This is a genomic window from Microbacterium thalli, from assembly GCF_028737325.1.
In the GTDB taxonomy this organism is placed as follows: Bacteria; Actinomycetota; Actinomycetes; order Actinomycetales; family Microbacteriaceae; genus Microbacterium; species Microbacterium thalli.
In genome coordinates, this window is the sequence record NZ_JAQZCH010000001.1 from 691150 (window position 1) to 717624 (window position 26475).

26 protein-coding genes are annotated in these 26475 nt (G+C 72.8%); 16 read left to right on the forward strand and 10 right to left on the reverse strand.

Features of this window, described 5'->3' with window-relative positions; translation table 11 throughout:
- Nucleotide 1: 1 nt before the first annotated feature.
- The 14 genes from folE to PUW82_RS03545 all read left to right on the forward strand — a co-directional run bounded on the left by folE (nt 2) and on the right by PUW82_RS03545 (nt 12037).
- On the forward strand, nt 2-592 hold the full coding sequence (gene folE, locus PUW82_RS03480; protein ID WP_274220943.1) for a GTP cyclohydrolase I: 591 nt from the start codon (nt 2-4) through the stop codon (nt 590-592).
- Nucleotides 589-1386 (forward strand): dihydropteroate synthase, encoded by a 798-nt coding sequence (gene folP / locus PUW82_RS03485; protein ID WP_274220944.1) that lies wholly within the window; start codon nt 589-591, stop codon nt 1384-1386. Before folE ends, folP begins: the two co-directional genes overlap by 4 nt.
- Nucleotides 1383-1751, forward strand: coding sequence for a dihydroneopterin aldolase (gene folB, locus PUW82_RS03490; protein WP_274220945.1), 369 nt, complete (start codon nt 1383-1385; stop codon nt 1749-1751). The genes folP and folB overlap by 4 nt, the downstream gene beginning before the upstream one ends.
- Entirely contained in the window at nt 1748-2305 is a 558-nt protein-coding gene (folK, locus tag PUW82_RS03495; RefSeq protein WP_274220946.1) for a 2-amino-4-hydroxy-6-hydroxymethyldihydropteridine diphosphokinase, read from the forward strand. Before folB ends, folK begins: the two co-directional genes overlap by 4 nt.
- Complete coding sequence (locus PUW82_RS03500; protein ID WP_274220947.1) at nt 2302-2790, forward strand: DUF3180 domain-containing protein; 489 nt, start codon at nt 2302-2304, stop codon at nt 2788-2790. Before folK ends, PUW82_RS03500 begins: the two co-directional genes overlap by 4 nt.
- Nucleotides 2738-3346: a PH domain-containing protein gene (locus PUW82_RS03505; RefSeq protein ID WP_274220948.1), complete on the forward strand. Its 609-nt coding sequence runs from the start codon at nt 2738-2740 to the stop codon at nt 3344-3346. Before PUW82_RS03500 ends, PUW82_RS03505 begins: the two co-directional genes overlap by 53 nt.
- On the forward strand, nt 3343-5187 hold the full coding sequence (locus PUW82_RS03510; protein WP_337994539.1) for a PH domain-containing protein: 1845 nt from the start codon (nt 3343-3345) through the stop codon (nt 5185-5187). Before PUW82_RS03505 ends, PUW82_RS03510 begins: the two co-directional genes overlap by 4 nt.
- Entirely contained in the window at nt 5184-5888 is a 705-nt protein-coding gene (locus PUW82_RS03515; RefSeq protein ID WP_274220949.1) for a Rossmann-like and DUF2520 domain-containing protein, read from the forward strand. Before PUW82_RS03510 ends, PUW82_RS03515 begins: the two co-directional genes overlap by 4 nt.
- A 43-nt stretch (nt 5889-5931) precedes the next feature.
- Nucleotides 5932-6612, forward strand: coding sequence for a formylglycine-generating enzyme family protein (locus PUW82_RS03520; protein ID WP_274220950.1), 681 nt, complete (start codon nt 5932-5934; stop codon nt 6610-6612).
- Between the two features lie 49 nt (nt 6613-6661).
- Nucleotides 6662-8191: a lysine--tRNA ligase gene (gene lysS, locus PUW82_RS03525; RefSeq protein WP_274220951.1), complete on the forward strand. Its 1530-nt coding sequence runs from the start codon at nt 6662-6664 to the stop codon at nt 8189-8191.
- Nucleotides 8192-8316: 125 nt separating this feature from the next.
- Nucleotides 8317-9465 (forward strand): DUF4192 family protein, encoded by a 1149-nt coding sequence (locus tag PUW82_RS03530; RefSeq protein WP_274220952.1) that lies wholly within the window; start codon nt 8317-8319, stop codon nt 9463-9465.
- Between the two features lie 5 nt (nt 9466-9470).
- Nucleotides 9471-9662, forward strand: a complete 192-nt coding sequence (locus PUW82_RS03535; protein WP_274220953.1) for a hypothetical protein — start codon at nt 9471-9473, stop codon at nt 9660-9662.
- A gap of 64 nt (nt 9663-9726) precedes the next feature.
- Entirely contained in the window at nt 9727-11196 is a 1470-nt protein-coding gene (cls, locus tag PUW82_RS03540) for a cardiolipin synthase (protein WP_274221737.1), read from the forward strand.
- Nucleotides 11197-11308: 112 nt separating this feature from the next.
- On the forward strand, nt 11309-12037 hold the full coding sequence (locus PUW82_RS03545) for a hypothetical protein (protein ID WP_274220954.1): 729 nt from the start codon (nt 11309-11311) through the stop codon (nt 12035-12037).
- A 68-nt stretch (nt 12038-12105) separates the two neighbouring features.
- Here PUW82_RS03545 and PUW82_RS03550 read toward each other — a convergent pair whose 3' ends face one another.
- From PUW82_RS03550 to PUW82_RS03570, 5 genes are all read right to left on the reverse strand, one after another.
- Nucleotides 12106-13716, reverse strand: coding sequence for an L-lactate permease (locus PUW82_RS03550; protein ID WP_274220955.1), 1611 nt, complete (start codon nt 13714-13716; stop codon nt 12106-12108).
- An 11-nt stretch (nt 13717-13727) separates the two neighbouring features.
- The gene (locus PUW82_RS03555) at nt 13728-14681 is read right to left on the reverse strand and encodes an L-lactate dehydrogenase (protein WP_274220956.1); all 954 of its coding nucleotides are present in this window, start codon (nt 14679-14681) and stop codon (nt 13728-13730) included.
- A gap of 95 nt (nt 14682-14776) precedes the next feature.
- Nucleotides 14777-16144 carry a pyridoxal phosphate-dependent decarboxylase family protein gene (locus PUW82_RS03560; protein WP_274220957.1) on the reverse strand — a complete coding sequence of 456 codons (1368 nt, stop codon included), beginning with the start codon at nt 16142-16144 and terminating at the stop codon, nt 14777-14779.
- Between the two features lie 38 nt (nt 16145-16182).
- Entirely contained in the window at nt 16183-17904 is a 1722-nt protein-coding gene (locus PUW82_RS03565; protein ID WP_274220958.1) for an amidase, read from the reverse strand.
- Nucleotides 17901-18959 (reverse strand): agmatine deiminase family protein, encoded by a 1059-nt coding sequence (locus PUW82_RS03570; protein WP_274220959.1) that lies wholly within the window; start codon nt 18957-18959, stop codon nt 17901-17903. The genes PUW82_RS03565 and PUW82_RS03570 overlap by 4 nt, the downstream gene beginning before the upstream one ends.
- A gap of 62 nt (nt 18960-19021) precedes the next feature.
- On the opposite strand from PUW82_RS03570, the gene PUW82_RS03575 reads away from it, so the two are divergent.
- Together PUW82_RS03575 and PUW82_RS03580 are read left to right on the forward strand one after the other, a co-directional pair.
- Nucleotides 19022-19645, forward strand: a complete 624-nt coding sequence (locus tag PUW82_RS03575) for a TetR/AcrR family transcriptional regulator (protein WP_274220960.1) — start codon at nt 19022-19024, stop codon at nt 19643-19645.
- Between the two features lie 117 nt (nt 19646-19762).
- Nucleotides 19763-20422 carry a ThuA domain-containing protein gene (locus PUW82_RS03580; RefSeq protein ID WP_274220961.1) on the forward strand — a complete coding sequence of 220 codons (660 nt, stop codon included), beginning with the start codon at nt 19763-19765 and terminating at the stop codon, nt 20420-20422.
- 42 nt (nt 20423-20464) lie between these two features.
- On the opposite strand, the gene PUW82_RS03585 is transcribed toward PUW82_RS03580, so the two are convergent.
- Genes PUW82_RS03585 through nirB form a run of 5 tightly spaced genes read right to left on the reverse strand, consistent with a single transcriptional unit; the run spans nt 20465 to nt 26466 of the window.
- Nucleotides 20465-21151: a sirohydrochlorin chelatase gene (locus tag PUW82_RS03585; RefSeq protein WP_274220962.1), complete on the reverse strand. Its 687-nt coding sequence runs from the start codon at nt 21149-21151 to the stop codon at nt 20465-20467.
- A complete protein-coding gene (locus PUW82_RS03590; RefSeq protein ID WP_274220963.1) occupies nt 21148-22293 on the reverse strand; it encodes a uroporphyrinogen-III synthase in 1146 nt (381 codons plus the stop codon). Before PUW82_RS03590 ends, PUW82_RS03585 begins: the two co-directional genes overlap by 4 nt.
- Nucleotides 22290-23519: a uroporphyrinogen-III C-methyltransferase gene (gene cobA, locus PUW82_RS03595; RefSeq protein ID WP_274220964.1), complete on the reverse strand. Its 1230-nt coding sequence runs from the start codon at nt 23517-23519 to the stop codon at nt 22290-22292. Before cobA ends, PUW82_RS03590 begins: the two co-directional genes overlap by 4 nt.
- The gene (gene nirD / locus PUW82_RS03600) at nt 23516-23896 is read right to left on the reverse strand and encodes a nitrite reductase small subunit NirD (RefSeq protein ID WP_274220965.1); all 381 of its coding nucleotides are present in this window, start codon (nt 23894-23896) and stop codon (nt 23516-23518) included. The genes cobA and nirD overlap by 4 nt, the downstream gene beginning before the upstream one ends.
- On the reverse strand, nt 23893-26466 hold the full coding sequence (gene nirB / locus PUW82_RS03605) for a nitrite reductase large subunit NirB (RefSeq protein WP_274220966.1): 2574 nt from the start codon (nt 26464-26466) through the stop codon (nt 23893-23895). Before nirB ends, nirD begins: the two co-directional genes overlap by 4 nt.
- Between the last annotated feature and the right edge of the window lie 9 nt (nt 26467-26475).

The following is a 26475-nucleotide window of genomic DNA, read 5'->3' on the forward strand; positions in this document are numbered from 1 at the left end:
CGTGGCCGTCGATCGCGAACGTGTCGCCGCCCTCGTGCGCGACCTGCTCGAGGCGATCGGGGAGGATCCCGACCGTCCGGGGCTGAAGCAGACCCCGCAGCGGGTGGCGGACGCCTACACCGAGTTCTTCGCGGGCGTGGGGGCCGACCCCGCGGAACCGCTCGCGCACACGATCTCCGTGGCGCGCGGGCCGGCGCCCGACACGCTGCCCTCCGGGGCGGTCATGGTGCGCGGCATCCGGTTCCGATCGTTCTGCGAGCACCACCTTCTGCCGTTCGCCGGTCACGCGCACATCGCGTATCTGCCGGGCGAGCAGGTCGTGGGTCTTGGCGCGCTGCCGCGGGTGGTCGACATCCTGGCGGCGCGGCCGCAGGTGCAGGAGCGCCTGGGCGAGCAGATCGCCGACACGATCGCCGGTGCACTCGACGCGCGCGGTGTGCTGGTCGTGCTCGACGCGGAGCACGAGTGCGTCACGATGCGCGGCGGCCGGCAGCCGGATGCCACGACGGTGACCGTCGCCGCCCGCGGGGCCTACGCCGAGCCGGCCGAACGGGCCGAGCTGATCGCGCTGATCTCGGGCGGCGCCGCGTGACCGCGATCATGGGGATCCTCAACGTCACGCCCGACTCGTTCAGCGACGGTGGGCGCTTCATCGACGTGGATGTCGCCGTCGGGCACGGCCTCGCGCTGCGCGAGGCGGGCGCCGACGTCATCGACATCGGCGGGGAGTCCACCCGCCCGGGTGCGCAGCGCGTCGCCGCAGACGTCGAACAGGCGCGCGTCCTGCCGGTGATCGAGGCGCTGGCCGCGCGCGGCCTCGTCGTGAGCGTCGACACGATGAACGCCGGCACCGCCGCCGCGGCCGTCGCCGCGGGGGCCCGCATCGTCAACGACGTCTCGGGCGGCCTGGCCGACGACGGCATGTTCGCAGCCGTCGCGCCGACCGACGCCGACATCGTCATCGGGCACTGGCGCGGACACTCCGCCGACATGTACGCCACGGCGCGGTACGACGACGTGGTCGGCGAGGTCGTCGCCGAGCTGCAGCAGCGGATCGCGACCGCCGCGGCCGCCGGCATCGCGCCGTCGCGCATCGTGCTGGATCCGGGCATCGGTTTCGGCAAGCGGGGTGAACAGAACTGGGGCGTGCTGCGTCACCTGGACCGCATCGTCGGTCTGGGCAAGCGCGTCCTCGTCGGCACCAGCCGCAAGGGCTTCCTCGCCGACGCGCTCGGAGCCGACCCGGACCAGGCCCGACGGGATGCCGCGACGGCCGTCACCAGCGCCCTGGCCGCCGAGGCCGGCGCCTGGGGCGTGCGCGTGCACGACGTCGCCGCGACGCGCGACGCGCTGGCCGTGCGGCGGGCGTGGCGGGAGGGCGTATGAGCGATCGCATCACGGTGACCGGCATCCGGTCGATCGGCTATCACGGGGTCTACGAGCACGAGCGGCGCGAGGGGCAGGAGTTCGTCGCCGACGTCGAGCTCGAGCTGTCGCTGGCCGACGCGGCAGCGAGCGACGACGTGGCCGACACCGTCCACTACGGCGAGCTGTCCGAGCGCGTGGCGGCGATCCTGGCGGGAGACCCCGCCGACCTGCTCGAGACCGTCGCGGACCGCATCGTTCGAGCAGCGCTGGCGTTCGATCGCGTCGACGCCGTCACCGTGACGGTGCACAAGCCGCAGGCGCCGATCCCGGTGCCGTTCGGTGACGTCAGCGTCACCCTCACCCGTCGACGGGAGCACCGATGAACCGCCGCCTCGCTCAGGACTCACCGGCCGCGCGCCCCACCGCCGCGGCTCCGGGCCGTCGTGCGGTCGTCGCCCTCGGCGCCAACCTCGGTGACCGGGCCGAGACGATCGCAGCGGCGATCGACGAGCTCGACCGACTGCCGCTGACCCGGCTGATCCGCGCCGCCGAGCCGATCGAGACGGTCGCGCTCACCCTCGAGGGCCCGGATGCCGCCGCCCCGGCGTACCTGAACACGGTGGCGATCGTCGAGACACGGCTCGCACCCAGCGTGCTGCTGACGTATCTGCACGCCATCGAGGAGCGCCACGGCCGCGCGCCCCGATCGCCGGAGCAGCCGCGGTGGCAGGATCGCCCGCTCGACCTCGATCTCATCGTGCACGGCGACGTCGTGAGCGATGCGCCCGAGCTCACGCTGCCCCACCCGCGGGCGGCGGAGCGCGACTTCGTCCTGGGGCCGTGGCTCGCCGTCGACCCCGACGCCGAGCTGCCCGGCCGAGGACGCGTCGAGACACTGCTGGCCGCGCTGCGCGCCGACGCGGAGGCGGCGCCGTGAGACGCACCTCGCCGCTGACGCTCGTCGCCGCCGCCGTCCTCGGCGTCGCGGCGGGCTTCCTCGTCGATCAGCTGCTGACGGGGTCGGGGCGACCGACCTTCACGCCGTCGATCATGCTTCCGGTCCTGTTCGTTCTGCTCGGCGTCGCGAACATCGTGCTGGCCCTGCCGATCCGGCGCGCCACCCGCGGGCTCGCGCCGCGCGTCGACCCCTTCCGCGCCGTGCGGGTGGCGATGCTCGCGAAAGCGTCGAGCATCGTCGGCGCCCTCGTCGGCGGCATCGGCGTCGGCCTGCTGCTGTTCCTCTTCACACGTCCGGTGCCTCCCTCAGTAGGCTCGTCGGCAGCGGTCACCGCCGCGATCGTCGGGGCCGTCGTGCTCGTCGTGGCGAGCATGATCGCAGAGCAGCTCTGCACGATTCAGAAGGACGACGATGACGAACAGCCCGGACCACCCGAGCCCGACGCCACTCCCTCCCACCACTGAGGCCACCGCCTCGGCGCCGATCGAGCAGGCCCTCGACGCCGGCACCTACGACCGCATCCGCGAGCCGCGCAGCGAGAACCGCCTCGCCCTCGAGCGCGGCGTCTGGCACCAGATCTCGCGCAAGTACCTGATCGTGCAGCTGATCGGCAGCGGCTTCTGGCTCGCGGTCGTCGTCGCGGGCGTGCTCGCCCTGGTCCTGCTGTGGGAACAGACGTGGGCGCTGATCCCCGGCGGCATCCTCATCGTGCTCATCGTCGCCGGTATGGCGATCCTGCCGCGCCAGGTGCGCTCGATCGGCTATCAGCTGCGTGAGGACGACCTGGTCTTCCGGCGCGGCATCCTGTGGCAGCGCATGGTGGCGGTGCCCTACGGCCGGATGCAGCTGGTCGACATCACCCACGGTCCGATGGACCGCGGCTTCGGCATCGCCCAGCTGAAGTTCGTGACCGCCGCGGCCGCGACGGGCGTCGTGATCCCCGGGCTCACGCAGCAGGCGGCCGATGCGTTGCGCGACCACCTGATGTCGGTCGCCGAGTCGCGCCGGACCGGCCTGTGAGCACGGCGGACGCTCCCGGCTCCGGTGCTCCCGTGCCCGAACCGGATGCCGCGCCGTCGGCGCCTGACGCCGTGTCGGCCCCGCCCGCCGAGCTCGTGCGCTCGCCGCTCAGCGACGGCGAATGGCACCGCCTGCATCCGCTCACGCCGCTGCTGCGCGGGGGGCTCGCGCTGCTGGTCGTGCTGGGCATCGTGGTCGCGAACATGCGCGACCGCCTGATCGGCATCTTCGTACCCGCGTTCGGCCCCGGCGGCGCGACCGAGGAGTGGGAGGAGTACGAGGCCGCGGGCGACCCGATCGGGTGGGTGCTCGCCAACAACCTCATCCTCATCGCACTGCTCGTGACCGTGGGGGCGCTCGCTCTCATCGTCGGGGGCTTCTACCTGTCGTGGCGCTTCCACACCTTCCGCATCACCGAGGACGACGTCGAGGTGCGCAGCGGCATCCTCTCGCGTACGCAGCGACGGGCGCCGCTGGACCGCGTGCAGGGCGTGAACCTCACGCGACCCGCTGTCGCCCGTCTGCTCGGAGCCGCCAAGCTCGAGATCGTCGGCGCGGGAGCGGACGCGAACGTCAAGCTCGAGTACCTCTCGACCAGCAACGCCGAGACGATCCGCGCCGACATCCTGCGGCTGGCGTCGGGGCAGCGCCTGGCCGAAGCCCGTGCCGCCGCGGCCGCGAACGCCGCCCGATCCGGAGTGACCGACACGGTCGCGCGCGGCCTCACCGGCCTCATCGAGGGCGATGACGCCGACGCCGCCGAGCCTGCGTCGGTCGTCCGCATCCCGCCCGGCCGCCTCGTCGGATCGCAGCTGGCCAGCTGGGGCACGGTCGTCATCCTCGCCGGTGCCACGGCGCTCACGATCGCTGTCGCGCAGAGCGTGTTCTGGGTGATCTTCGCCTACCTGCCGGCGCTGCTGGGCCTCGGTGCGTACTGGGTGCGCACGATCGTCCGCTCGCTGCGCTACTCGATCGCCCCCACCCGCGACGGCGTGCGCGTGACGTTCGGACTGCTCACGACCGTCTCGGAGATCCTGCCGCCCGGCCGCATCCACGCCATCGAGGTGACGCAGCCCATCTTCTGGCGGGCGTTCGGCTGGTGGGGGGTGCGGATCAACCGGATGACGGGACGCAGCGCGACCGACACCACGACCGACCAGTTCACGACGGTGTTGCCCGTGGGCACGCTCGCCGACGTCGACCGGGTGCTCGGACTCATCCTGCCGGCGGTCGCCGAGGCCGATCGCGCGGCGATCATCCGCGACGGCATCCTCGGCGATCGCTCTCGCGATCGCTACGTCACGACGCCCCGACGCGCGCGCATCCTGCGTCCGCTGTCCTGGCGTCGCAACGGCCTCGCGGTCGGAACCGATCTGCTGCTCCTGCGGCGCGGCCTGCTCTGGCGCCGGCTCGCGATGGTGCCCCTGGCTCGCCTGCAGTCGATCGGGCTGCAGCAGGGGCCGCTCGACCGTGCGCTGCGCGTCGCGACGCTCCGAGCGCACACCGTCGCCGGTCCCGTCGTGGCCTCGGTCACGGGTATCGACCGCGACGACGCGATCGCCGCGTTCGAGCGCGTCGCCGCCGTCGCCGTCTCGGCGGCTGCGACCGACCGAACGCACCGCTGGGCTGCGTCCGACGGGGTCGTCGAGGCCGGCATCCCCGCCGTGAGCGCGAACGTCCCCCCGCCACCTCCGTCGTCCTACGCTCCGCCGGCCGGGGTCGTCCCGCCGCCGCCGTACGTCCCGCCCGTCCCGCCGCCGTCGCCGTACGCCGCCCCGGGTGCGGTGACGCCGCCCCCGCCGTACGTGCCGCCCGTCGCGTCCCCGGAGGAGGAACGATGACCGCCAGCTCACGACTCGGCGTCGGCATCGTCGGCGCCGGCCGGGTCGGTCCCGTCATCGGCGCCGCGCTCGCGGGCGTCGGCCACGCCATCACCGGCATCACCGCGGGATCCGACCGCGAACGGGTCGACGCGGTGCTGCCGGGTGTGCCGGTGCTCGACACCGACGAGGTCGTCCGTCGCAGCGAGCTCGTCGTGCTCGCTGTCCCGCACGACGATCTCGAGCCCCTGGTCGCCGGGCTCGCGGAGCTCGGGGCGTGGCAGGTCGGGCAGCTGGTCCTGCACACCGACCCGGTGCACGGGCTCGCGGTGCTGGCCCCCGCGGCGGCGCGGGGAGCGATCCCGCTCGCGGTGCACCCGGCCATCACCTTCACCGGCTCGACGCTCGACCTGCGTGCCCTGACCGGCGCCTACGCCGCCGTCACCGCGCCCGCGCCCGTGCTGCCGATCGCCCAGGCCCTCGCCGTCGAGCTCGGCTGCGAGCCGGTGGTCGTCGCCGACGCGGATCGACCCGCCTACGGCGAGGCGATCGCGACCGCGACGCAGTTCGCCGACTCGATCGTGCAGCAGTCGGCCGCCCTGCTCGACCAAGCGGGCGTGCCGGCGCCCGGACGCTTCCTCTCGACGCTCGTGCACTCCACGGTCGAACGGGCGCTGACGGCCGCGGGCCGCGGGGTCACGGCCGACGAGGAGCTGCGATGAGCTGTCGGCGGGGTGCACGGCATCCCGGGAAGGCCCCGCGCCCGTGAGCGACGTCGAGCTCGCCCGCATCCCCGCCGGCGAGCTGCGCACCGCGCGCGGAGCCCGGCCCGTGCCGATCCCGGCGTTCGAGATCGGCGTCTACCCCGTCACCGAGGAGCAGCTCGGCGAGGTGCTGGGCGTCACGGCATCCCATCCGCGCCGGCCCGCCGTGAACCTGTCGTGGCTGCGGGCGGTGCGGTTCTGCAACGCGCTGTCGGAGTGGGAGGGCACGGATGCCGCCTACTCCGTCGACGGCGACGAGGTGCGGTGGCACGTCGACTCCGACGGCTTCCGCCTGCCGACCGAGCGGGAGTGGGAGTACGCCTGCCGCGCCGGTTCGGCGTCGGCGCACTACGGACCCCTCGCCGAGGTGGCCTGGACCGCGTCGGACGGTCTGTCGTCGCCGCAGCCGGTGGGCGGCAAGCACCCGAACCTGTTCGGGCTGTTCGACACGCTCGGCAACGTCTCGGAGTGGTGCTGGGACCTGTTCGACCCGGATCGACGGGCTCGCGATCGCGCCTTCCGTGGTGGCGGCTTCGCCGACGACGCCGGTCACGCCCGCGCGTCCGCCCGCCGCGGAGCCGCGCCGACGAGCCGGTTCGACGACGTCGGGCTCCGCGTGGCGCGGGGCGCGTTCGACGCCGTCGCCGAGGTGCCGTGCGCCGACGCGTCCGATCTCGTGTGACCGCCGCGCCTCGGTAGACTTGCGGTCGAATCCCGAGGAGTTTTCTGCCATGAGCGATGCCACGAGCGACGCGCCCGTGTCCACCACCGACGACGCCGACGAGGTCATCGAGCAGAAGGCGGTCCGCCTGGCCAAGCGCGAGCGCCTGCTCGCCGAGCGGACGGATGCCGCCGGCGGCGCCTACCCGGTCGGCGTCGCGGTCTCCGACACGATCCCCGCGCTGCGCGAGCGGTACGCCGACCTCGAGGCGGGTGCCGAGACCGGCGTGACCGCGTCGGTCGCCGGTCGCGTCGTGTTCAGCCGCAACACCGGCAAGCTGTGCTTCGCCGCGCTGCAGTCGGGCGACGGCAGCCGCATCCAGGCGATGGTGTCACTGGCGGAGGTGGGCGAGGAGTCGCTGCAGGCGTGGAAGGACCTCGTCGACCTCGGCGATCACGTCTCGGTCACCGGTCAGGTCATCTCGAGCCGACGCGGCGAGCTGTCGATCATGGTGTCCGGCTGGCAGATCGCGTCGAAGGCTCTGCTGCCGCTGCCGAACCTGCACTCCGAGCTCAGCGAGGAGAGCCGCGTCCGCTCGCGCTTCCTCGACCTCATCGTGCGCGACACGGCGCGCGAGACGGTCGTCGCGCGTGCCCAGGTCAACGCATCGCTGCGGCGCACGTTCGAGCAGCACGGCTTCCTCGAGGTCGAGACCCCGATGCTGCAGGTGCAGCACGGCGGTGCGGCGGCCCGGCCGTTCGTGACGCACTCGAACGCCTTCGACACCGAGCTGTACCTGCGCATCGCGCCGGAGCTGTTCCTCAAGCGCGCCGTCGTCGGCGGCATCGACCGCGTGTTCGAGATCAACCGCAACTTCCGCAACGAGGGCGCCGACTCGACCCACAGCCCCGAGTTCGCGATGCTCGAGGCCTACCAGGCGTACAGCGACTACAACGGCATCGCCGACCTGACGCAGGAGCTCATCCAGAACGCGGCCGTGGCCGTCGCCGGATCGACGACCGTGACGTGGGCCGACGGCACCGAGTTCGACCTCGGCGGGCAGTGGGACCGCATCTCGATGTACGACTCGCTGTCCGAGGCGGCCGGCCGCACGATCACGCCCGAGACCGCGCTCGACGAGCTGCAGGCGCTCGCCGCCGAGGTGGGCGTCGTCGTGCCCGAGAAGGTCGCGACGCACGGCAAGCTCGTCGAGGAGCTGTGGGAGCACTTCGTCAAGGGCGGTCTCGAGCGGCCGACGTTCGTCATGGACTTCCCCGTCGACACGAGCCCCCTCGTGCGCGAGCACCGCTCGATCGCGGGAGTCGTGGAGAAGTGGGACCTGTACGTGCGCGGTTTCGAGCTCGCCACCGGCTACTCCGAGCTCGTCGATCCCGTCATCCAGCGCGAGCGCTTCGTCGAGCAGGCCAAGCTCGCCGCGCGCGGCGACGACGAGGCGATGCGGGTCGACGAGGAGTTCCTGCGCGCTCTCGAGCACGGGATGCCGCCCACCGGCGGCATGGGCATGGGCATCGATCGCCTGCTCATGGCGATCACCGGTCTCGGCATCCGCGAGACGATCCTCTTCCCGCTCGTGAAGTGACGGGGCGGGGGCGGTAGCCCCCAGCCCCGCCGACTCTCCTCCCCGGCCGGGGGCCGCTCTCGCGGTGTGCACAATCGGGCCGGAGTCCGCTCGGCCTGCCGCCACCGCCGAGCAGGGTGGTCGCCATGACCACGACTGTTCGCGCGGCGGGCGCCGCACACTTCCTGTCCCTCGTCCCTCACCTGCTGGGGTTCCGGCCCCGCGGCAGCCTCGTCGTCGTGCCGTTCGCGGGCCGGCGCAGCCTCGGCGCGATGCGTGTGGACCTGCCCACCGGAGACCTCGACGACCTCGACCGTGCCGCGGCGACGATCGTCGGCATGGTGTGCCGCATCCCCGATGCGGACGGGCTGACCGCGATCGTCTACTCGCCGGACTCGGTCGCCGACGGGCTGCCCGGAGTGGCGGTGCTCGCCGCCGTCAGTCGCGCGGCCGACGTGTGCGGGCTGCGCGTGGCCGATCTCCTCAGCGTCGGCGCGGACGGATGGGGCTCGCACCTCGACGCCGACTGCCCGGCCGGAGGTCGCCCGTTGCAGGAGATCGACGACGCCGCAGGGGGTGCGGGGGCACCCCCTGAATCCGGGCCGGTGCTCGAACACCACACGGCGGGGGCGGAGCTGCCGCGGCGGAGCGCCGCCGAGCGCCGGGTCGTCGGGGGTGCGCTGCGCGCGCTCGAGACGGCGCTGGCCGTGGTCTGCGGCATCCCGAGCGTCGGGCGCGGCTCGGCGCGCGACGGGGCCGTGGACGCCGACGCCCTCGCCGCGGCGTGCGAGCTGGACGACCCGCCGCGCCTGTTCGAGTCCTCGCTCGCGCTCGACCCCGCCGCGCTCGACCCGGCGCGGGCGGCGCTGCTGACCTGGTGCCTCGCGCGGCCGGCGCTGCGCGACGTCGCCCTCGTGCAGTGGGCGACCGACGCCGGCGGCGGTGCCGCGGCGCTCGAGGCCCAGCGGCGGTGGGAGGAGGGCGAGGACTACCCGGAGCGCCTCGGTCGCATCATGTGGGGCGACGGCGACGGGCCCGACCCCGAACGGCTGCAGCGTGCGCTCGCGGTCGTGCGCCAGGTCGCCGCCCTCGCGCCGCGGCGCCTGCGCCCGGGCCCGCTCGCGCTGTGCGCGTGGCTCTCGTGGGCGCTCGGCCGTTCGTCGCATGCGGCGTCGTACGCCGAGCGCGCGCTCGAGATCGATGCCGACCACGGGCTCGCCGAGATCATGCTGTCGTTCGTGCAGGTGGGGCACCTGCCCGACTGGGCGTTCCGTCAGCGGGGGCACGTACGATAGGAGGCATGGACGAATACGTGGGCGCGGTCATCTGGTCGCTGCTGCCGACCCTCGTGGTGTCGGTGCTGTTCGTCTTCGTGCTCCGCAGCATCCTGCGGATGGACCGCACCGAGCGTCGGGTGTACGCCAAGATCGAGGCCGAGGAGCGCGCCGCGCGGGGCTTGACGGCACCGGCATCCGAGCGTCCCTCCAGCTGATCCGAGGGGAGCAGCGGTCGCGCCCGATACGCTGATCCCGACGAGAGCGGAGGGTGACGTGACGATCGAGTTCACCGCGTTCGAGTTCCCCGGCTGGTGGCTGTTCCTCGTCTTCGTCGCCGACCTGATCGTCCGCATCACCGCGATCATCGTCGTCCCCCGCAATCGGCGACCCACCGCCGCCATGGCCTGGCTGCTCGCGATCTACTTCATGCCGTTCGTGGGGGTCTTCCTCTTCCTGCTGATCGGCAACCCGCGACTGCCGCGCAAACGGCGGCGGATGCAGCGCGAGATCAACCAGTACATCCGCGAGACGAGCGAGGGGCTCGACTTCGGCACGCTGCGACCGGACGCGCCCGCGTGGTTCACCTCCGTCGTCACGCTCAACCGCAACCTCGGCGCCATGCCGCTGGCCGGCGACAACGGCGCCGAGCTCATCTCGGATTACGAGGAGAGCATCCGGCGGATGGCCGACGAGGTGCTGCGGGCCGAGCAGTACGTGCACGTGGAGTTCTACATCCTGCAGTCCGACAAGACCACCGAGGTCTTCTTCGCCGCCCTCGAAGAGGTCGCCTCGCGCGGAGTCAAAGTGCGCGTGCTGCTGGACTACTGGGCCAACCGGGGCAAGCCGTTCTATCGCACGACGATCAAGCGGCTGACGGCGATGGGCGCGGACTGGCACCACATGCTGCCCGTCCAGCCCCTGCGCGGCAAGTACCAGCGGCCCGACCTCCGCAATCACCGCAAGCTCATCGTCATCGACGGCAAGGTGGCCTTCACGGGGTCGCAGAACATGACCGATTCCACCTACAACCTGCGCAAGAACATCAAGCGGGGTCTGCACTGGGTCGACCTCATGGTGCGCGTGCAGGGTCCGGTCGTGGCGAGCATCGACGCGGTGTTCCTCTCGGACTGGTACAGCGAGACCGGCTCCACACCGTCCGAGGACGTCGGGCTCTTCGAGGTCGAGACCGGCCCGGGCGATCTCGACTGCCAGATCGTGCCGTCAGGGCCGGGCTTCGAGTTCCAGAACAACCTCAAGCTGTTCACGGCGCTGCTGTTCGCCGCGCAGAAACGCGTTGTCATCGTCAGTCCCTACTTCGTCCCCGACGAGGGTCTGCTGCTGGCCGTGCAGACGGCGTGCCAGCGCGGGCTGCAGGTCGAGCTGTTCGTCTCGGAAGAGGGCGACCAGGCGATGGTGTACCACGCGCAGCGCAGCTACTACGAGGCGCTGCTGCGGGCGGGCGTGAAGATCTACCTCTACCGCAAGCCCTACATCCTGCACACGAAGAGCCTCACGATCGACGACGATGTCGCCATCATCGGTTCGAGCAACATGGACATGCGCTCGTTCGGTCTGAACCTCGAGATCTCGATGCTCGTGCGCGGTGAAGAGTTCATCGAGCAGATGCGCCGCGTCGAAGGCGACTACCGCTCGCTCTCGCGCGAGCTGACCCTCGAAGAGTGGATGAAGCAGCCGTTGCGCTCGACGGTGCTCGACAACCTCGCGCGTCTGACCTCCGCGTTGCAGTGACCTCCGCGTTGCCGTGATCGCTGCGTTGCCGTGATTGCTGGGGCGCGTGATACATCTGAGACGAACGCGCTGCTCGCGACACTCTTATAACAGCGACGGAAGGATGACTCCCATGACGACACGAACCACGACGGCGACCGGCCTGCTGCTGCTCGCCGCCCTCGCGCTCGCCGGCTGCGCCACCTCTCCCGGCGCCGGCGACACCTCCGGCACGCCCGACGCCCCCGCGACCGAGAGTGCCGCTCCCGGTGGCGACGCCGAGCTGGATGCCGCCTGGCTCGACGGCGGCCGCGCCATCGGCATCGTGACGTGGGGCAGCTCGTCCTGCCAGCCCATCGCCGGCGAGGCGACGGCGTCGGGCCAGACGGTGACCGTCGAGATCACCGATCAGGGCGACGCCTGCACCCGCGACTATGTGCCGCGCGCCTCGTTCATGCCGCTGCCCGAGGGCGTCGACCCGTCGCAGGACGTCGAGGTCGTCGTCACCGGCACCTTCGCCGGTGACACCAACTTGGACGGCATCCCCGGGGCCACGCCGCCGGCCGCCGGTGAGTCGGCCGAAATGATGCCGTCGGCCGGGTGGTTCGACGACGGCGGTCTCGTCCTGCTGACCTACGGCTCGTCGAGCTGCCCGCCGATGTTCGAGACGGTCGAGCTCGGCGCCGCCGGCGAAGTGCGGGCGGTCGAGGCCGCGGCCGCCGCCGACCAGGTGTGCACGATGGACTACGCGCCCCGCCTCAGCGTGCTCGGTGTCGGCGAGGTCTCGGACGACGACCGGCCCGGCGAGCTCGTGCTCGTGTCGGCGACCGGCGATGAGCAGCGCATCGCGATCACCGGCTGATCGCCCCTTCGACAGGAACACGGATGCCGGCGAGCTGAGCGCTCGCCGGCATCCGTGTTCCTCGTTGTCTAGAGCGACCCGAGCTGCGCCAACACGAAGGTCCAGATGCTGATGAACGCCAGCATGCCCAGGCTGTAGAAGATCGACGCGCGCAGGATCTCGCTCTCGCGACCCGACAGGCCGACGGCGCCGGCGGCGATCGCGATCGACTGCGGCGAGATGACCTTCGCCGCCGCGCCGCCAGCGGTGTTGGCTCCGACGAACAGGGTCGGGTCGACGCCGATGCGCTCGGCGGTCGTGGCCTGCAGCTGACCGAACAGGGTGTTGTTGTTGACCACGGACCCGGTGAGGAAGACGCCGATCCACCCGATGACCGGGGCGAACAGCGGGAACAGCGGGCCGGCGCCGGCGAGCGCGGTGCCGATGGTGGCCGAGCCGCCCGAGAGGTTGGCGATGTTGGCCAGGACGAGGATCAGCGCGATCAGCAGCAGCGCCCGCCACAGTTCGCGCACCGTCTGCACGAACTGTTCGCGCAGCATCCGGCCCGTGAGCGCCTTCGTCGTCGCGAAGGTCACCAGCACAGCCAGCAGGATCGCCGTGCCGGTGGCGTTGATGGGGGTCCAGCTCCACGTGGTCTGGGCGACGACGCCGCCGGCGGACGTGACCTGCCCGAAGACGCCGGGGATCGGGACGTTGACGACGGCCCAGCTCAGCGCGCCGCCGGGGAGGAACAGCGCCTTGAAGGCGGGGATGCTCCACACGAACACCAGCGCGGTGAGGATGTAGAACGGGCTCCACGCCGCGATGACCTCGCGCGCCGTGTGACGCTGCTCGACCGGTGCGCTCGCGCCGTTCTCGCGGAAGATGCGGCGCGGCTGCCACACCAGGCGCAGCCCGGCCAGGGCGAGCATGCCCAGCAGGCCCGGGACGATGGCCGCGAGCTCAGGTCCGAGGAACGTCAGCACCGCGGCCTGGCTGCCGCTGAAGACGACCGTCAGCACCACCGTCGCCGGCCACGTCTCGCGCAGCCCGCGCCACCCGTCGAGGATCATCACCAGCAGGAAGGGGATGAGCAGCGTCAGCGGCTGCAGGATGAGCACGAGCACCCGCGACAGGTCCATCACGTCGAGGCCGCTCACCTGCGCGCCGACGATGACGGGGATGCCGATCGCGCCGTAGGCGCCGGCCGCGAGGTTCGCGACGAGGCTGAGCATGGCCGCCTTGACCGGCTTGAAGCCGAGCTGCACCAGCATCGCCGCGCAGATGGCGATGGGCACGCCGAACCCGGCCGCACCCTCGAGGAAGGCGCCGAACGCGAAGCTGATCAGCAGCACCTGCAGGCGCTGGTCGGGCGACACCAGCGCGATCGAGGAGCGGATGACGGCGAACCGGCCGCTCGCGACGGCGATCTTGTAGAGCCAGACCGCCATCACGATGATGTACGCGATCGGCCAGATCGCGCTCAGCAGCCCGAACATGCTGGCGCCCGCGATGGCGGGAGCCGGCATGCCGAAGACGAGGAGCGCGACCGCTACCTCTGCGACGACCGCGATGCCCGCCGCGAGGATGCCCGAGAGCTTCAGGGCCACGAGGCACACGAGGAAGATGACGATCGGCACCGCGGCGACGAGAGCCGACAGCCACAGGGTGCCGAGGGGGTCGATGGTCTGAGTCCACATGATCGTGCCTTTCAGCTGCGCACGGCGCCGATGACCCCGCGAAGGGCATCGGCGGAAGCGCGCAGCTGCATCCGTTCGTTCTCGGACATGGGGGTGTTGGGGATGGGGACGGCGCCCGACGCGCTGACGACCGACGGCACCGACAGAGCGACGCCGTCGACCCCCGCGAAGCCGTCGAGCACGGTGCTGACGGGCAGGACGGCGTGCTGGTCCTGCAGGATCGCCTCGACGATGCGTGCCGACGACAGGCCGATCGCGTAGTTGGTCGCGCCCTTGCCGCGGATCACCGTGTAGGCGGCATCCCGGACCTCCGCGGCGATGTGGTCGAGCTCCTCCAGCGTCATGCGCGGGTGGCCCGGCCGCTCCCACTCGAGGATCGGCACGGTGCCGATCGTCGCGCTCGACCACAGCGGGAACTCGGTGTCGCCGTGCTCACCCACGATGTAGGCGTGCACGCTGCTGGTCGAGACGCCGGCGCGCTGCGCGAGCTTCCAGCGCAGGCGCGAGGTGTCGAGCACGGTGCCCGAGGAGAAGATGCGCTGCCGCGGCAGCCCGGCCGCCTCGGCGGCGACGACGGTGAGCACGTCGCAGGGGTTCGTCACGATGACGTAGACCGCGTCGGGGGCGACCTCGAGCAGCCGCGGCACCATGCCGCGGATGATGCCGGCGTTGACACCGGCCAGCTCGGTGCGGGTCTGCCCGGGCTCCTGCTTCGCACCCGCCGTGATGACCACGACGTGCGAACCGGCGGCCACCGAGATGTCGGTGCTGCCCACGATGTCGCTCGCACCGATGAACTGCGAGCCGTGGGCGAGGTCGAGGGCTTCGGCCTCGACGCGCTCGGCGGCGATGTCGTACAGGGCGACATGTCGGGCAGAGCCGCGGATGAGCGAGGCGTAGGCCACGCTGGCTCCCACGGCGCCGGCTCCGACAACGGTCAGTTTCGAGTTCTCGATCACGTTCACGACACCAGCTTAGGTGTGGTCAGACCACATGGCACAGAGCTGCCGCCCGGTTTTTTCCCGAGGCATTCTTCCGGCCCGCCGGAAGGCCCGCGCGGTCACCTCATCGTGTCGAGGATGCCCGTCAGATCGTCGAACGTCGTCCGCGGATTGAGGATCGCGAAACGCGCGTTCGTGCGGCCGGCGTGACTGCTCGGGGTGACGAACGCGTGCTGGCGCTCGAGCAGGTCGGACGACCAGCGCGCGTAGTCGGAGCGTTCCCAGCCGACCCGTTCGAACACCACGACGCCGAGCTGCGGGCGGCGCACGAGGGTCAGCTCGGGGCGCCGATCGATCTCGTCGGCGATGCGCTCGGCGAGCTCGATCGAGCGGGTGATCGCCGCGCGGTAGACGTCGGTGCCGTAGGTCGCCAGCGAGAACCACAGCGGCAGGCCGCGCGGGCGGCGGGTGAGGTGCACCGCGTAGTCGGACGGGCTCCAGTCGCCGGTCTCGGTGAGCGTGTCGAGGTACTCGGCGTGCTGCGTGTGGGCGCGGCGGCCGAGCTCGGGGTCGCGGTAGATCAGCGCGCAGGCGTCGAAGGGAGCGAACAGCCACTTATGCGGGTCGACGATCACCGAGTCGGCATGCTCGACCCCCGCGAAGCGGTGTCGCGCGGCCGGCGAGAGCATCGCGGCGAGGCCGTACGCCCCGTCGACGTGCAACCAGACGCCGTGCTCGCGCGTCACGGCGGCGACCGAGGCGACGTCGTCGACGATGCCAAAGTTCGTCGACCCGGCTGTCGCGACGACCGCGAACACGCTGTCGCCGTGCTCCTCGAGCGCTGCGCGTACGGCGTCGCCGCGCAGCATCCCGTCGTCGGCCACGGGGACGGCGACGACCTCGACGTCCATGACGCGCGCCGCCGAGGCGATCGACGAGTGCGCCTCGGCGCTGCACACGACGCGCCACCGGTCGGGACGGATGCCGCGTTCGCGAGCGGTCTCGCGTGCGGCGACGAGCGCCGACAGGTTGCCGAGGGTGCCGCCCTGGACGAACACCCCACCGGCGCTCGCCGGCAGCCCGAACTCGTCGGCGAGCCAGCGCAGCACCTCGTTCTCGGCGTGCACGGCGCCCGCGCCCTCGAGCCACGAACCGCCGTACAGCGCGCTCGCCGAGACGACGACGTCGAACGCCGCGGCGGCCTTCGAAGGCGCGCTCGGGATGAACGACAGGTATCGCGGGTCGTCGGTCGAGATGCACGAGGGCGCCAGGATGTGCTCGAACACGCCGAGGGCCTTGCGGGCGCCGATGCCGCGCTCGTCGATCGTGCGGCCGGTCAGGCGCCGCAGCTCGGCGGGCGGCAGCGGCTTGTCGAGCGGATTGTCCTCCGCGAGCAGGCGTTCGCGCGAGTAGTCGAGGACGAGGTCGACGATGGCTCGGGTCTCGTCGGTGACGTCGTGCATGCGGGCCGGGAAGCGCTCGGTCATGGGTCCTCCTGGGTCCGAGGGTAGTTCGTGGGATGCGGTCAGGTCAGGGGTGGGGTGCGCGGCGGCGCGACACGGCGCGGTGCCAGCGCCTCGATGGCCGCGCCGAGGCGCAGCAGCGCGGTGTCGTCGTAGGCGCGGCCGGCGATGGTCAGGCCCACCGGCATCCGGATGTCGTCGAGCAGGCCCATCGGCACGGTCACGGTCGGGATGCCGAGATGGCGGATCGCGAGGTTGCCGTTGGCGATCCAAGCGCCGTTGCGCCAGCCGATGTCGGCCGAGGCAGGATTGACGTCCATGTCGGCGGGGGCGACGTCGGCGACCGCCGGGAAGACGACGGCGTCGAGGCCGGCGGCATCCATCCACTCCTCGAGGTCGATCCGGCGGGTGTGCTCGAGTCCGCGCAGCCCACCCTCGAGGTGCGGGATGTCGTGCAGCTCGGTGTCCGGGTGGGCGGCGACCCACGCCGGGTAGAGGGCGATGTCGTCGTCGAAGCCGGTGTAGCGGTCGGGCAGGGCGCCCGCGGGGTGCGGGAAGATCCGCGCACCGTCCACGTCGGCCAGGGAGGGGAACGCGGGGTCGCCGTTGGCGCGCAGGAAGTCGTCCCAGGCCCACGCCGACAGGTCGACGATCTCGCGGCGCAGGTAGTCGGGGCTCACGCGTCCGTTGGTCGCGATCGAGCCGGCGCCGGGGCGATCGTTCTCATAGCGCGAGACGACGGGGAAGTCGGTCTCGACCACCTCGGCTCCCGCGGCCTCGAGCTCGGCACGCAGCGACCGCCACAGCGCGAGCACGGTCGGTCGGGTGTCGATGCGCTGCCCGGTGGGGCCGCCGATGCCGGGCGCGGCGCCCGTGCCGGCGTCGGGATCCGTGCCGATGTACATGCGGGGGATGCCGAGGCGACGGCCGGCCAGTGCGCCCCGGGCGGCCGTGCGGTCGGCGACGGCGAGGTCGCCGTAGCGCTCCGGCCGGACCGCCGAGGCAGGGGGGAGCTCGACCCACGGCTGCGCTCGCCAGAAGTCGCCGCGCGGGTCGGGGTCGTCGGCCACGACGGCGTCGAGCACGGCGAGGAGGTCGGCCATCGTGCGGGTGTGCGGCACGACGACATCCATCGTCGGGACGAGCGGCCAGTTGCCGCGGACGGAGATGACCCCGCGCGAGGGCGTGTAGGCGCAGAGCGCATTGTGCGAAGCGGGACCGCGGCCGCTCGACCAGGTCTCTTCGCCCAGGCCGAACGCCGCGAAGCTGGCCGCCGTCGCGGTGCCCGATCCGTTCGACGACCCCGACGCGAACGGCGCGGTCAGGTAGTCGGGGTTGTAGGGGCTCTCGGCGCGCCCGTACAGGCCGCGCTGCATGCCGCCGTTGGCCATCGGCGGCATGTTGGTCAGGCCGAGGCAGATCGCACCGGACGCCCGCAGCCGCTCGATCGTGAAGGCGTCGCGCTGCGCGACGAGGTCGGCGAAGGCCGGGCTGCCGGCGGCGGCGGTGAGGCCGCGGACGAGGTAGCTGTCCTTCGCCGTGTACGGGATGCCGTCGAGCGGGCCGAGGGATTCGCCGCGGGCTCGGCGGGCGTCGGATGCCGCGGCTTCGGCCCGCGCCTCGGGGTTGCGCACCACGACCGCGGCGAGGGCGGTGGGGGTGCCGGGCCCGTCGTAGGCGTCGATGCGCGCGAGGTACGCCTCGACGAGTCCGACCGCGGTCGCCTCCCCGCTCGCGAGCGCCGCGCCCAGCTCGCTGATCGTCGCCTCGGTGACCTCGATCACGATCGTCCCTCCGCTTGTCCGACGCGGGGGAGTGCCGGCTGCTGCTGCGTGATGCAGTGGATGCCGCCGCCGCGGGCGAACAGCGGACGCGCGTCGACCGTCACGACGCGCCGGCCCGGGTAGGCGTCGGCGAGGATGCCGCGCGCCCGGTCGTCCGCGCGCGCGTCGCCGAAGCCGCACGCGATGACTCCGCCGTTGACGACGAGGTGGTTGACGTAGCTGTAGTCGACGAAACCCTCGGCGTCGCGCAGCTGCGCCGGAGCGGGCAGGTCGATGATCTCGAGGCGCCGGCCGGCGGCATCCTCCGCGTGTGCGAGCTCGGCGCGAAGCTCGGGGATGACCGCGTGGTCGGGGTGCGCGGGGTCGGGCTGCGCGTGCAGCAGCACGCGTCCGGGGCTCGGGAACGTCGCGACGATGTCGATGTGGCCGTTGGTGCCGAACTCGTCGTAGTCGCGGGTGAGTCCGCGCGACAGCCAGATCGCGCGTGTCGCCCCGAGGGTCCGGAGCATCTCGGCCTCGACGCGGGCCCGATCCGCGAAGGGATTGCGCCGCGGGTCGAGCTGCACGGTCTCGGTGAGCAGCACCGTGCCCTCACCGTCGACATGGATGCCGCCGCCCTCGTTCACCAGCACGGAGCTGACGAGCTCGGCGCCGACGTGGGCCGCGATGGTGCGGGCGTGCTCGGCCGAGAGCTGCCACTCGGCCCACGCCGGGGCGCCCCAGCCGTTGAAGATCCAGTCGACGGCACCGAGGTGGCCGGGGCGCTCGTCGTCGACGACGAACGTCGGACCGTGGTCGCGCATCCAGAATTCGTCGACTGGAGCCTCGATGCGGGTGACCCCGTCGCCGAGCATGTCGTGGGCGCGGGCCGTCTCGCTCGGGTCGACGAGCATCGACACGGGCTCGAACTCGGCGACGGCGTGCGCGACCGCGGTCCACGCGGCGTAGCCCTCGGCGCGTTCCGACTCGGTCTCGCCGAGGGTGACGCCCGCGCGCGGGAAGGCCATCCAGGTACGTTCATGCAGCGCGGTCTCGGCCGGCATCCTCCACGCCATTGCGGTCCCTCCGGGAAGTTGATCGCTTGATCAATTTCTCGGAAGCGTACAGACTGACGGTCATGGCGTCAAAGGATCCGGCGGTACGCACTCGCCTGAGCGGGTCGGAACGGCGCGCCCAGATCGCCCGTGCTGCCGAGGCGCTCGCCCGCCGTCAGGGACTCGACGCCGTCACGCTGCGGGCCGTGGCCGCCGAGGTCGGGGTCGGCTCGGCGCTCGTCGCCCACCATGCGCCGAGCATGGAGGATGTCGTCGCCGACGCGTTCGAGGCAATCGTCGCCGCAGAGCTCGCGGACCTCGAGCGGCTGCGCGACCGGCACGCCGACCCGGTCGTGGTCGTCCGCGAACTGCTCGGCACGCTGCTCGACGGAACGCGGTCGGATGTCACGCTCATCTGGGTGCAATCGTGGGCGCTCGGTGGCCGAAACGAGGCGCTCGCCGCGCGGGTGCGCGCGCAGATGGACGCGTGGACGGACTTCCTCGAGGGCATCGTGCGGGCCGGCACCGCCGCGGGGCGGTTCCGGGTGGACGATCCCGGTGCCGTCGCCGCTCAGCTGCTCGGCATGATCGACGGCCTCAACGCCCACGCCCTCGTGTCATGGCGCGACGCCGCCGGGCGCATCCGCCTGATGTCGACGGCCGTCGAGGCCATGCTCGGGCTCGAACCGAACGAGCTCGGCGGCTGAGCGCGCCGCCGCCCCGGGCCGCCCCGGCCTCGCACAGCCATCGCGCTTTCTCAAGCTCCTCGGACCACGGCCGGCGCGGCCCTACGGTGAGAGCACACGCACGCGGGAGGATCGCCGATGACATACCGAGCACTCGTTCTAACCGGGTCGGGGCGGTACGCCGACCCGTGGCATCCGTTCGCCGAGGTGGGCGCCGAGGTCGCCGACATCCTGCGACACCGGGGGTGGGATGTCGCGGTCTCGGACGACGTCGACCAGGGCATGGCCAATCTCGACGGCTACGACCTCGTCGCGGTCTGCGCGGGAGACCCGTGGCGGGAGGGTTCCCGCGGAGCCCCGCCGGCAGCGGTCGCGGGTTTCGCCGCCGCGCTCGAGCGCGGCATCGGCGTGCTCGCGATGCATTCCGCGGTGTCGTCGTTGCGCGACTATCCCGAGTGGGCGTCGGCGCTCGGCGCGATCTGGCTGCCCGAGCTGTCGTACCATCCCGAGGCCGGCGAGATGACGGTCCAGGTCGAGCCCGATGCGGTGCCCGCCGAGGTGCCGGTCACCTTCCACACGCACGACGAGCGCTACTGCGCGCTGCAGCGTCTGGGCCACCGCACCGTCGTCGCCTGGCATGAGGGCGACGGCGCGAAGGAGGCCGCGGCCTGGGTGCGCGAGTTCGGCGGCGGCCGCATCGCGGTCGATGTCCTCGGGCACGATGCGCGCGCCCTCGAGACCTCCGGCCATCGCTCGCTGATCGCGGCCCTCGCGGCCTGGGCGGTCGGGTCGAGCTGACGCCCGCCGGCGCTCAGCGCCGTCTCAGCCCAGCGCCGTCTCTCAGCCCAGGGCGGCGCGATAGCGCTCGACGACGACCGCGGCGACGGCGTCGTCGGGAGCCAGGGGCGGCGTCACGACGTCGGCCCCGCCCGCCGCGATCACGCCGGCGAAGTGCCCCGGCGCGAGTACGTAGCTGGCCGCGAACACGCGCGTCGCCCCGGCCGCGCGCGCCGCGGTGACGGCCTCGGCGATACGGGTGCCCGCGCCCGCGGCGAAGCCCGCGGTCACGGGCCGGCCGAGACGAGCCGCGAGCAGGTCGGCCATCGCCGCGACATCCACGGCCGCCGCCGGGTCGGACGATCCCGCCGCCGCCAGCACGACCGCGTCGGTTGCCGCCGCGCCCAGCCCCGCGGCGGACAGCCGGTCGGCGAGCACCTCCGCGAGCAACGGATGCGGTCCCAGCGCCGGCGTCGCGACGCACGGCCCGGGGGCGGCCGCGACAGCCCGGGCGATGTCGACCCGGGTGTGGAACCCCGTCGACAGCAGCACCGGGACGACCACGGATGCCGCCCCCGCGGGTACTCCCGCCACGACGGTGTCGATCTCAGGCTTCTGGACGTCGACGAACGCCTCGTCCACACGGACGTCGGGCAGCATCTCGCGGACGCGGCCGACCAGCGCGGAGATCGCCGCGCGTCCCTCGGGCGAGCTGGTGCCGTGTGAGCAGGCGATGAGGATCGGGTTCACGGCATCCCTCCGGTGAGTGCGACGTCGAGGCGATAGCCGCGCTTGACCACGGTGCGGATGAGCGCTGCCGACCCGAGCGCGTCGCGCGTGCGTGCGATCGCGACATCGACCGCGTGGTCACCGGCCGCCGAGCGGGGCAGGACGCGCTGCAGCTCGGCGCGACTGACGACGCCGCCGGCCGCGGCGAAAAGCGCATCGAGGATGAGCATCGACGTCGGTGAGAGGGGGATCGCCCGGCCGTCCAGCACGGCGGCTGCGCTGCGGAGCTCGAGTCGGCCCGCGGGCGTGGGAAGCGACGGGGCGTGACCGCCGCCGAAGTGGGTGACGACCGCGCGGACCAGCGAGCCGAGACGGCCCCGATCGGCGATGAGCGGCTCGGCTCCGGCGTCGCGGATCGGCGCCGCCGTGATCGGCCCGACCGCCGCGAGCAGCAGCCGGCGACGGTCCGCGCGCCGCAGGATGTCGTCGAGGGCGGCCTCGCGCCGGGCGGTGGCCATCCATTCCGCGGCGCCGGGGGCCGAGGTGAACAGGACGGCGTCGACCTCGCCCCGCGCCGTCGCGATGACCGACCGCGCGACCTGCGCCGGGTCGGGCGGCGGACCCCAGCGGTACACGGTGAGGCTGATCACCTCGGCGCCTGCCTCGGTGAACAGCTCGTCGAGCCCGTCCGCGCCCGAGCCGTGGTGCTGCACGGCGACGCGGCGCCCCCGCACCCCTTCGGCCAGCAGGAACTCGCCCAGCTCGCCCGAGGTCTCGGACTCGGCCACCCAGTCGGCGATGAGCCCCGCCTGCTGGATCGCGCCCCGCGCCTTGGGACCGCGAGCGACGATCTGCGCCCCGCGGAACGCGGCGTGGAGGTCGTCGAGCAGGCCCGCCTCGTCGGCGGCTTCCATCCAGCCGCGGAAGCCCACGCCCGTCGTGACCACCACGACGTCGGGCGGCCGCGCGATCAGCGCCCGGGTCGCCGACATCAGCGCCTCGTCGTCGATGTGGGGGACGATGCTGAGTGCGGGGGCATGGCGCACGGTCGCGCCGTGGCGTTCCAGCGCCGTCGCGAGCTCGGTCGATCGCCGGTCGACGGCGATGACGACGGTGCAGCCGCCGAGGGCGGCCGAGAGCGCGGGACGGACGGACTGGTTCACCGGGTGACGCGCTCCCGATCCGTCGCGGCGGTCAGCAGCAGGTCGGCGCGCGCCACCTCGCCGATCACGATGACCGCCGGGTTGGCGACGCCGGCGGTCGCGGCATCCCGCTCCACCTCGGCGAGCGTCGAGTGCGTCGTGCGCTGCTGCGGGGTGTGCCCGCGCTCGACGATCGCGACGGGGCGTGTGCCGGGGGCCCCGGCGTCGCGGGCGGCGGCGACGATGCGCGGCAGTGCCGCCACGCCCATGAGGACGACCGTCGTGATGGTGTCGTCGCCGAGCGCCGCCCGCGTCGACGGCGACACGGCGCCCTGGCCGTTCGCCACGTGAATGCCCGCCGAGACTCCGCGGTGCGTGACCGGGATGCCGGCGGCCTGCGGCACCGAGACGACGCTCGTCAGCCCCGGCACGACCTCGACGGCGACGCCGGCGGCGTGGCAGGCGGCCACCTCTTCGCCGCCTCGGCCGAACACGAACGGGTCGCCGCCCTTGAGGCGGACCACCCGCTTGCCGGCGCGGGCATGAGCGACGAGCAGTGCGTTGATCTCGTCCTGCGTCACCGGATGGTGTCCGGGGCGCTTGCCCACGTCGATGACCTCGACGTCGGGTTCGAGCTCGTGCAGCACGTCCGTCGGACCGAGGCGATCGGCCACGACGACATCCGCTTCGGCGAGCAGGCGACGTCCGCGCACCGTCATGAGGTCGGCCGGCCCGGGGCCGCCGCCCACGAGGTCGACACGACCGCCGCCCCGGCGGCGGCGTCGCAGCGGGAGCGTTCCGGCGCGCAGCGCGGCGGCGATCGCGTCGCGCAGGCGCACGGCCCGGCGCGGATCGACGCCGGCGTCCGAGGCGACGCCGACGACGATGTCGCCGCTGCGCGTCTCGGCCGTCAGCCGCGCCGAGCCGTGCGCGCCGTCGGAGGTGTTGACGCAGAACACCCGTCGGCTCCCGCACCACGCGGCAACGGCGGTATCGACCCGCGGGTCGCCGGTCGCGGAGTGCACGAGCCAGGCGCCCGCGACGTCGTCGGGCCCCACCCGGCGGGCATGCCACGTGAGCCCGTGCGCGTCGACGGCGCGGCGCATCTCGTCACCGAGCTCGGGCGAGACGACGTGGATGTCGGCGCCCTCGTCGACGAAGCGGCCGACGCGGCGGGCCGCCACAGCGCCGCCGCCGACGAAGAGCACACGGCGGCCGGTGAGCGACAGCCCGAGCATGGTGGTCATGCGGCACCTCCGTCGCGGACGAAGACCGTGCCGGCGTCGACGGCCACCGGCCACACCGGCAGCGCGATCGGCGGCTTGCCCTGCGTCTCGAGGCAGGCCCCCGTCCGCAGATCGAAGACCTGCTTGTACATCGGCGAGGCGACGGTCGGGGCGTCGCCCCGGGTGCCGACGATGCCGCGCGACATGACGTTGGCGCCGCTGTACGGATCGAGGTTGGATGTCGCGTGCACGCGGCCGTCGTGGAGCAGGAAGAGGGCGATCTGCCGGTCGCCGAGCAGCGCGGCACGGCCGCGCTCGACCTCGAGGTCGGTCATGCGGCACACGGGGGTCCACGCGGATCCGCGCGTGCGCGCCGTCGTCTGGTCGATCAAGGTCATCGCCGCACCTCCAGGGTCGTGCCCGCGATGAGCACCCGGTCGTCCGCGCGCTCGTCGGCCGTCGCCGGGCGCGGCTGCCCGCGCTCGACGGTGTAGACCAGCGACGGATCGGGCGTCGTGGGGGCGTTGACGAACGACGCGAAGCGGCGCAGCTTGTCGGGATCGGCGAGGGTCGCCGCCCACTCGTCCTCGTAGGCGTCGATGTGGCGTGCCATGGCGGCATCCAGGTCGGCGCAGATGCCGAGCGCGTCGTCGAAGATGACGGCGCGCAGGCCGTCGATGCCGCCCTCGAGGTCTTCGAACCACGGCGCCGTGCGCTGCAGCCGGTCGGCCGTCGAGATGTAGTACATGAGGAAGCGGTCGATCGCGGTGAGCAGGGCGTCGTCGTCGAGGTTCTCGGCCAGCAGCACCGCGTGCCGCGGGGTGAAGCCGCCGTTGCCGCCGACGTAGACGTTCCAGCCGGTCTCGGTCGCGATGACGCCGACGTCCTTGCCGCGGGCCTCGGCGCACTCGCGGGCGCATCCCGAGACGCCGAGCTTGAACTTGTGCGGCGCGCGCAGCCCCCGGTACCGCAGCTCGAGGCGCACCGCCATGCCGACGGAGTCCTGCACCCCGTAGCGGCACCACGTCGACCCGACGCACGACTTCACCGTGCGCAGCGACTTGCCGTACGCGTGTCCCGACTCGAAGCCGGCGTCGACCAGGCGCCCCCAGATCGCCGGCAGCTGTTCGAGGCGGGCGCCGAACAGGTCGATGCGCTGCCCGCCGGTGATCTTCGTGTACAGGTTGAAGTCCTGCGCGACCTGCGCGATCACGAGCAGTTTCGCCGGGGTGATCTCGCCGCCCGGGATGCGGGGGACGACGGAGTAGCTGCCGTCCTTCTGCATGTTCGCCATGACGTGGTCGTTGGTGTCCTGCAGGGTGGCGTTCTCGCCGTCGAGCACGTGGCGGCCGGTGAGCGTCGAGAGGATGCTCGCGAGCGCGGGCTTGCAGATGTCGCAGCCGCGACCCGTGCCGAAGCGTTCGATCACCCCGCTGAAGGTCGTCAGGCCCGAGACCCGCACGGCGTCGAAGAGCTGTCGGCGCGACAGGTCGAAGTGTTCGCACAGCGCGTTGCTGACCGTCGCCCCCGACTTCGCCAGCTCGGCACCGACGAGCTTCTTGATCATCGGCACGCACGACCCGCACGCCGCGCCCGCCTTCGTGCAGGCCTTCACCGCGGCGACATCCGTGCATCCCTCATCGTGGACGGCCGAACGGATGCCGCCGGCGGTGACGCTGTTGCACGAGCAGACGAGCGCCGCGTCGGGCAACTCTCCGGTGGGTGCGGTGACCCCGCCGTCGGGCAGCAGGTAGACGGCCGGGTCGCCGCCGAGCGCGCCGCCGACGAGCGGACGCAGCGACCCGTACGCCGAGGCGTCGCCGACGAGGATGCCGCCGAGCAGCGTCTTCGCGTCGTCCGAGAGCACGAGCTTCTTGTAGACCCCCGCGACGGGGTCGGCGTAGACGACGTCGAGCGCGCCGGGCGTCTCGGCGAACGCGTCGCCGAAGCTCGCGACATCCACCCCCGACAGCTTGAGCTTGGTCGACACGTCGAAGCCGCCGAAGGTGGCCTCGCGCCCGAGCAGACGTGTTGCGGCGACCTCGGCCATCGCGTAGCCCGGGGCGACGAGCCCGACGCATTGCCCGGCGAAGCTCGCGACCTCACCGATCGCGAGGATGCGGGCATCCGAGGTGTCGCACCGGTCGTCGATGACGACGCCGCCGCGAGGGTCGACGGTCAGGCCCGCGTCCCGGGCGAGCTCGTCGCGCGGCCGGACGCCGACGGTGAAGACCACGACGTCGGTGTGCTCCCACGAGCCGTCACGGAACTCGAGGCCCACGACCTGCCCGCTGCGATCGGCGTCGAGCCGCGTGGTCAGCGACGACGTCCGCACCCCGATGCCGCGAGCGGTGATCAGGCGCCGCAGCGCGTCGCCGGCCGGCAGATCGAGCTGCGCCGACATCAGCCTGTCGGAGGACTGCACGACGGTGCAGTCGACGTCGAGTCCCTGGAGCGCCCCGGCGGCCTCGAGCCCGAGCAGGCCGCCGCCGATGACGGTGCCGGTGAGCCGGCGGCCCAGTTGGGCCGAGCGTCGCTGCACGAACGCTTCGAGGGCCTCGACGTCGTCCAGGGTGCGGTAGACGAAGCAGCCCTCGTGGTCGTAGCCGTCGACCGCGAGCCGCGCCGCGTACGAGCCGGTGGCGAGCACGAGGCGGTCGTAGCCGATGCGCTCGCCCGTGTCGGTCATCACCTCGGCGGCGTCGCGGTCGATGCGGGTGACGGTGCGGCCCCGCAGAAAGCGCACGCGCTCGTCGTCGAGGGGTGACCGGTCGAGCTCGAGGTCTTCGGCGCCGGCCCCGGCGAAGAACGAGGTGAGGCCCACGCGGTCGTACGGGTGGCGGGGCTCGTCACCGATGACCGTGACCCGCCACGTGTCGCCCGCCCGGCTGAGCAGACTCTCGATGAAGCGGTGGGCGACCATGCCCGCTCCGACCACCACGACGTGCGCGGGACGGGTGGGGCTCATGTCGTGACC

Coding starts and splice junctions, on each gene's coding strand:
- PUW82_RS03535 (WP_274220953.1), top strand. CDS start 9,471: ATGGACGAATACGTGGGCGCGGTCATCTGGTCGCTGCTGCCGACCCTC.
- PUW82_RS03545 (WP_274220954.1), top strand. CDS start 11,309: ATGACGACACGAACCACGACGGCGACCGGCCTGCTGCTGCTCGCCGCC.
- PUW82_RS03515 (WP_274220949.1), top strand. CDS start 5,184: ATGACCGCCAGCTCACGACTCGGCGTCGGCATCGTCGGCGCCGGCCGG.
- folK (WP_274220946.1), top strand. CDS start 1,748: ATGAACCGCCGCCTCGCTCAGGACTCACCGGCCGCGCGCCCCACCGCC.
- nirD (WP_274220965.1), bottom strand. CDS start 23,896: ATGACCTTGATCGACCAGACGACGGCGCGCACGCGCGGATCCGCGTGG.
- PUW82_RS03550 (WP_274220955.1), bottom strand. CDS start 13,716: ATGTGGACTCAGACCATCGACCCCCTCGGCACCCTGTGGCTGTCGGCT.
- PUW82_RS03530 (WP_274220952.1), top strand. CDS start 8,317: ATGACCACGACTGTTCGCGCGGCGGGCGCCGCACACTTCCTGTCCCTC.
- PUW82_RS03560 (WP_274220957.1), bottom strand. CDS start 16,144: ATGACCGAGCGCTTCCCGGCCCGCATGCACGACGTCACCGACGAGACC.
- folB (WP_274220945.1), top strand. CDS start 1,383: ATGAGCGATCGCATCACGGTGACCGGCATCCGGTCGATCGGCTATCAC.
- lysS (WP_274220951.1), top strand. CDS start 6,662: ATGAGCGATGCCACGAGCGACGCGCCCGTGTCCACCACCGACGACGCC.
- nirB (WP_274220966.1), bottom strand. CDS start 26,466: ATGAGCCCCACCCGTCCCGCGCACGTCGTGGTGGTCGGAGCGGGCATG.
- PUW82_RS03580 (WP_274220961.1), top strand. CDS start 19,763: ATGACATACCGAGCACTCGTTCTAACCGGGTCGGGGCGGTACGCCGAC.
- PUW82_RS03505 (WP_274220948.1), top strand. CDS start 2,738: ATGACGAACAGCCCGGACCACCCGAGCCCGACGCCACTCCCTCCCACC.
- PUW82_RS03570 (WP_274220959.1), bottom strand. CDS start 18,959: ATGGCGTGGAGGATGCCGGCCGAGACCGCGCTGCATGAACGTACCTGG.
- cobA (WP_274220964.1), bottom strand. CDS start 23,519: ATGACCACCATGCTCGGGCTGTCGCTCACCGGCCGCCGTGTGCTCTTC.
- PUW82_RS03575 (WP_274220960.1), top strand. CDS start 19,022: ATGGCGTCAAAGGATCCGGCGGTACGCACTCGCCTGAGCGGGTCGGAA.